This is a genomic window from Binatus sp. (SeqCode), assembly GCF_050013435.1.
Taxonomy (GTDB): domain Bacteria; phylum Desulfobacterota; class Binatia; order Binatales; family Binataceae; genus Binatus.
In genome coordinates, this window is the sequence record NZ_JBEKFG010000122.1 from 1 (window position 1) to 5259 (window position 5259).

The 5259-nt window shown below is 63.1% G+C and carries 5 protein-coding genes and 1 tRNA gene; 3 read left to right on the forward strand and 3 right to left on the reverse strand.

The window, feature by feature from the left end:
- The coding region (locus ABSB13_RS16455; protein WP_428110392.1) for a valine--tRNA ligase at positions 1-1667 on the reverse strand (1667 nt) is incomplete at its 3' end.
- A 249-nt stretch (positions 1668-1916) separates the two neighbouring features.
- Between ABSB13_RS16455 and ABSB13_RS16460 the strand changes: the two genes are divergently transcribed.
- Positions 1917-2174, forward strand: coding sequence for a hypothetical protein (locus ABSB13_RS16460; protein WP_428110393.1), 258 nt, complete (start codon positions 1917-1919; stop codon positions 2172-2174).
- 45 nt (positions 2175-2219) lie between these two features.
- Here the strand turns inward: ABSB13_RS16460 and ABSB13_RS16465 are convergent.
- Positions 2220-2305 (reverse strand) — tRNA-Leu (locus ABSB13_RS16465).
- Positions 2306-2431: 126 nt separating this feature from the next.
- On the opposite strand from ABSB13_RS16465, the gene ABSB13_RS16470 reads away from it, so the two are divergent.
- Both ABSB13_RS16470 and ABSB13_RS16475 read left to right on the forward strand, forming a co-directional pair.
- Positions 2432-3148 carry a class I SAM-dependent methyltransferase gene (locus ABSB13_RS16470; RefSeq protein ID WP_428110395.1) on the forward strand — a complete coding sequence of 239 codons (717 nt, stop codon included), beginning with the start codon at positions 2432-2434 and terminating at the stop codon, positions 3146-3148.
- A gap of 6 nt (positions 3149-3154) precedes the next feature.
- The gene (locus ABSB13_RS16475; RefSeq protein ID WP_428110396.1) at positions 3155-4006 is read left to right on the forward strand and encodes a glycosyltransferase family 2 protein; all 852 of its coding nucleotides are present in this window, start codon (positions 3155-3157) and stop codon (positions 4004-4006) included.
- A 31-nt stretch (positions 4007-4037) separates the two neighbouring features.
- Here ABSB13_RS16475 and ABSB13_RS16480 read toward each other — a convergent pair whose 3' ends face one another.
- Positions 4038-5162, reverse strand: a complete 1125-nt coding sequence (locus ABSB13_RS16480) for a glycosyltransferase family 4 protein (RefSeq protein ID WP_428110398.1) — start codon at positions 5160-5162, stop codon at positions 4038-4040.
- Positions 5163-5259: the final 97 nt, after the last annotated feature.

The window sequence follows — 5259 nt, forward strand, 5'->3', positions numbered from 1 at the left end:
TGCGCGGCCAACTGCGCCAACGTGAAGCGGACCGCGTCCGCGCCGTACTGTTCCATCAAGTCGAGCGGGTCAACGACGTTGCCCTTCGACTTGGTCATCTTCTTGCCAAGTTCGTCGCGCACCAGCGGCGTGATGTACACGTCCTTGAACGGCACCTGGTCCGTGAGCTCCAGAGCGAACATCATCATGCGCGCGACCCAGAAAAAGATGATGTCGAATCCCGTCAGCAGCAGGCTGGTCGGATAGTAGCGGCGTAGCTCTGGAGTATCGTCCGGCCATCCGAGCGTGGACATCGGCCACAGGCCCGAGCTGAACCAGGTGTCGAGCACGTCGTCGTCCTGGATGATGTCGGAACCGTCGCACTCGGGGCATCGCGACGGCCGCTCGGCCGCGACGATCAGATGCTCGCATCGCGCGCATCGGTAGGCGGGAATCCGATGGCCCCACCATAGCTGGCGCGAGATGCACCAGTCGTGGATGTTCTCGAGCCAGTTGAAGAACGTGTTCTCCCAGAACCTGGGATGGAAGGTCGTGTCGCCCTTGCGCACGGCTTCGATCGCGCGATCGGCCATCTCGCGGGTCCGCATGAACCATTGCTCGGAGAGCATCGGCTCGACGATCGTGTCGCATCGCGAGCATACGCCGACCGCGTGCTTATACGGCTCGATCTTTTCGAGCAGTTCGGCCTGCTCGAGGTCCTTGACGATTTGCTTGCGCGCATCCTCGCGCGAAAGCCCCCGATACACGCCGCCGTTTTCGTTGATGCGCGCCTTGCCGTCGAGCACCGGGATCTGCTCGAGGCCGTGACGCTTGCCAAGTTCGAAGTCCACCGGGTCGTGGGCGGGAGTCACTTTCAAGGCGCCGGTGCCGAATTCGCGATCGATCGCGCCGTCGGCAATGATCTTTATCTCGCGCCGCATCAGCGGCAGACGAATCGTCTTGCCGACGTACGGCTGGTAGCGCTCGTCGCCGGGATTCACGGCGACGGCAGTGTCACCGAGCATCGTCTCAGGCCGTGTCGTTGCAATCGTGATCGAGCCGCTGCCGTCGGCAAATGGATATCGGATGTACCAAAGGCTGCCCGCAACGTCCTTGTGATCGACTTCGAGATCTGAGAGCGCCGTTTCGCATCGCGGGCACCAGTTGATGAGCCGCTTGGCGCGGTAGATAAGATTCCTGTTGTAAAGATCGACGAACACTTTCGTCACGGCGCGCGAGAGGCCCGGGTCCAGCGTGAAGCGCTCGCGGCTCCAGTCGCACGACGCGCCAAGCCTGCGCAACTGGTTCATGATTCGATCGCCGTAAGTCGCGCGCCATTGCCAGACGCGATCGACGAATGCGTCGCGGCCCAGCAGGTGACGGTCCTTGCCGTCCTTCGCAAGGTTCTTCTCGACCGCGTTTTGCGTCGCGATTCCGGCGTGATCGGTGCCGGGCAGCCACAGCGTGTTGTAACCCTGCATCCGGCGCGTGCGCACGATGATGTCCTGGAGCGAGACGTTGAGCGCGTGGCCGAGATGGAGCTGACCGGTGATATTCGGCGGTGGAATCACCACCGAGAAGACTTTGCCCTCGCGCGCGGGGTCGGCCTTGAAGTAGCCCAGGTCGATCCACTTCTGAAACCAACTATCTTCAGCGGACTTCGAGTCAAATGTCTTGGGCAAATCCACCGTGAGTATCCTTATCCCGCCGAGCCTGTGATATTTTACGCGACGGCGGATTCGCGCCGTCGAAAAAAGGGCGCGGCGCGCCCTTCGCTCAAATCATATTGTCCTGATGGCCACCTCTCAAGCGCGCTGCATTGACGCTGAGGCGCCCAGCCCGTCAAGCGGCTTGTAAAACCGCGCCGGTTAATAATATCGTGCGCAAGCCGGGTTTCCTGGGGACGGGCCGAATTCGACTCCGGAGGGGATATTGCAATGGCTGACGCGTTTAGCAAATTGGGCATCGCCGCCGCGCTTGGAACGCTGCTCCTGGCGGGCGCAATCTCGGGTTGCAGCTCGATGTCCACTGACCACGTGGATTGCAACGTCGTGAAGTTGCAGACGGAATCGGGCCGCTCCGATGCTGAGATCGCGTCGGCCATCGGCGCCAAAGTCTCCGATGTCGCGACATGCCACGGACCGGAAAAGGCAGGCAACAAGAGCTCGGGTACCGCGATCCCTACGGACTATTGAGAACGCCGCGATCTCGCGGCGCCGGTGAAAAAGTGGAAAGGTGATTGGTGCGAGAGAGGGGACTTGAACCCCTACGAGCTTGCGCTCACAAGGTCCTGAGCCTTGCGCGTCTGCCATTCCGCCACTCTCGCGTGCGAGGGCAAGAGTATAGGGTTTAACCGGCTGATGATTCCAATTCAAGATGGGATTGCAATATTCGCGCGGCCGGCTGGAGCGCGCGACGCCATTGAAACAGTGAAACACCATCTGCGGTTACGATGAGTGAACGGGTTCGCGGCGCGATTGCGCTTGCGCCGGCGCCGGGGCCGTCATCGCTCGCGCTGGACTTGAGTGCGGGCGACGGCCTGTCGAGCCGTCTGCTTGTGGAGCGCGGATGGCGGGTAGTATCGACCGAGTATCGAACCCGCAAACCTGGCTGGGTGGCGGTCAACCTCGATCGCGATCTGCCGTTTCGCCCGGCGCGCTTCGACCTGGTGATGATGCTCGAAGTGATCGAGCATCTCGCCGACATCCCGCACGCGCTCGGTGAAATCGCGCGCGTGATGCGGCCCGGCGCGGTCGCGATCGTCACCACTCCCAATCGCCTGAACGTCAGCTCGCGAATACATTACTTGCTCAGCGGCTACTACAAGGGACGGCGTGCGCCGCTGGCGTACCGTTATCGCGTCGCGGACGGCCGCAACTGGCACGTGATGGGCCTCAACGACCTGCATTGGATCGCATGGGGGGCGGGACTTCGGATGGACGCGCTCGGGCGCAGCCGGCGCAAGTTGCGGTCGCGAATCCTTGCGCCGATTCTGTGGCCGTTGATCGCGGGGTTCTCGTGGATACTCTACGGGCGCGCAAAAGAACCGGCCCAGCGCACAATCAATCGCGAGCTGCTGGGGTTCATGACCAGCGCGAGCCTGCTGATGGACGAAAACATCATCATGCGATTTCGCAAGGTGGATAGCTCCGATTCGCGTCAAGACTGAAGCGCATTGAAGACCTCTGTCATCGTTGCGACGCACGGCAGGCCCGACTCGATTTGGCGGCTGCTGGCAAGCCTCGCGCCGGAACTCGCGACTGGCTCGCGCGAGATAATCGTCGCCGAAAACGGCACGCCGGCGCCGATGGAGCTTTCGCTGGCAGGCGTACCGCTCAAGCATCTGCACGAACCTCGCGCCGGAAAATGCCGCATTCAGAATCGCGCAATCGCGCAGACGGCCGGCGAAAGCGAAATCCTGGTCTTCCTCGACGACGATCTGATCGTCGCGCCGGGCTATCTCGTGGCGGTCGAGCGGTTCTTTGACACCCATCGCGAGTTCGCCGCGATGAAGGGGCGAATCCTCCCGGCCGAAGATCCCGAAAAAAAGGTCGGGCCGATGGCGGTGTACCTGGATCTGCCGATCGTCGACCATGGCGAAGAAGTAATCGAGGTGCGCGGAGTGCTCGGCGCGAATATGGCTTTTCGTGCCGGCGTGCTTAATCAAGTCGGACCGTTCGACGAGCGCCTCGGTCCGGGCGCGGGCGGGCACGAGGAGGAAACCGAGATGTCGCAGCGGATCCGGCGGGCGGGCTTTCGAATCGGATACGCGCCGGATGCGCTCGTCTATCACGAAGTCGACCCCGCACGCGCCAATCGCGAACGATTCATCAGAATTGCGCGCGAGCGCGGCCGCTGCCGCATGTTGCATGAGAAGCATTCCAGCCTGGACGTGATCCTGAAGAACGCGGTCGCGGTGGCGCGGCTGGGGATTGCGCAGCTGGCGGGCGCCGGCATCGCGCGAATCGCGCGCGAGGAACGCAGGCTCGCAATCGCGCGCGGAATGTTCGACGGTCTCGCCGGCTAGAAACGCGCGCCCTGCGCCCTACCCTGTCGATTCAAACTATCGAACCAATCAGCGCGTTCAATTCGTTCGCGTAGCGCGTCCAGGTGAATTTCGCAGCCGTCTCGCGCGCCTCAACGGCAAGACTTGCGGGCGCGTCAAACAACAGGCCGAGACGAAGCGCAACCTCGCCCACGTCGTCGGGGTTCTCGACTCGAAACCCGCGCATCGAGGGCGGGACCACCTCCGCAACGCCCGAGAACGCACTGGTCATCACGGGCAATCCACTGGCCATCGCTTCCATCACGACGTTGCCGAATGGTTCGAACAGCGACGGCATCGCAAACGCGTCCGCCGCGTGAAAGATAGCCTCGACGTTGGGTTGCGGACCCGCGAAGACTACTCGAGCGCCGACGTTGAGGGCGTGAGCGCGGCGCGCGAATTTGCCGGCGGCTCGATCGGCGCCGACCACCAGCAAAAACGCGCCGCCCGCGACCAGCGGCCATGCTTCGATAAGGAATCCCAATCCCTTGCGCGCGAAGCCATTGCCGACAAAGGCGACCATCCGGGCACTGGCGGGAACCGCAAACTTCCGGCGGATAGCCACGCGCTCGGACGGATCGGCGGCGGGGCGGAACCGATCGAGATCGACGCCGTTGTAAATCGTAACCGTTTTCTCAGGCGCGAGGCCGAATTCCCGAATCAGATCGTCACGAACGAAATTCGACACCGCGATCGCGCGCTTGAGGCCGGGACTTCGGAAGGCCTGGCGCTCGACGAGCATCTGCACCTGATGATACGGGCTGATACGCATCGCCGACGCGCCGAGCACGCCGCGCCATTTTCGCGCCGCGCGGAGGTAACAGGAGTGCGCGCCGCCGCCGGAGCGCATCACGTCGGCGCCGACGCATCGCGCGAAGCTCAGCACCAGCTCAGCGCCTGCGCGGCGCGCCGCAGGCGCAGCAGTCCATGCGAATCGCATGAGGGACAGCGCGCGTCCCAAGCTTGGGCCGCCGCCAACGCGATGAACATCCCAGTCTCCGGTCGCGCCGCGAATCTCGGCTGCGAAAATGGTAATTTTATGGCCCGCCGCGCGCAGGCCTTGCGCCGTAACGATCAAATCGCGCTCGGTGCCGCCGCCCGCGCTATCGAAACGGCGCGTCAGAATCGCTATCCGCATTGAACGGCGCTCCGCGGCGTTGCGGCCGGATGGGTTTCGCGCGGCGCGCACAAAAGATGCGCGACCCATTGGCGTGTGATAATTTCATCGGCGGGAT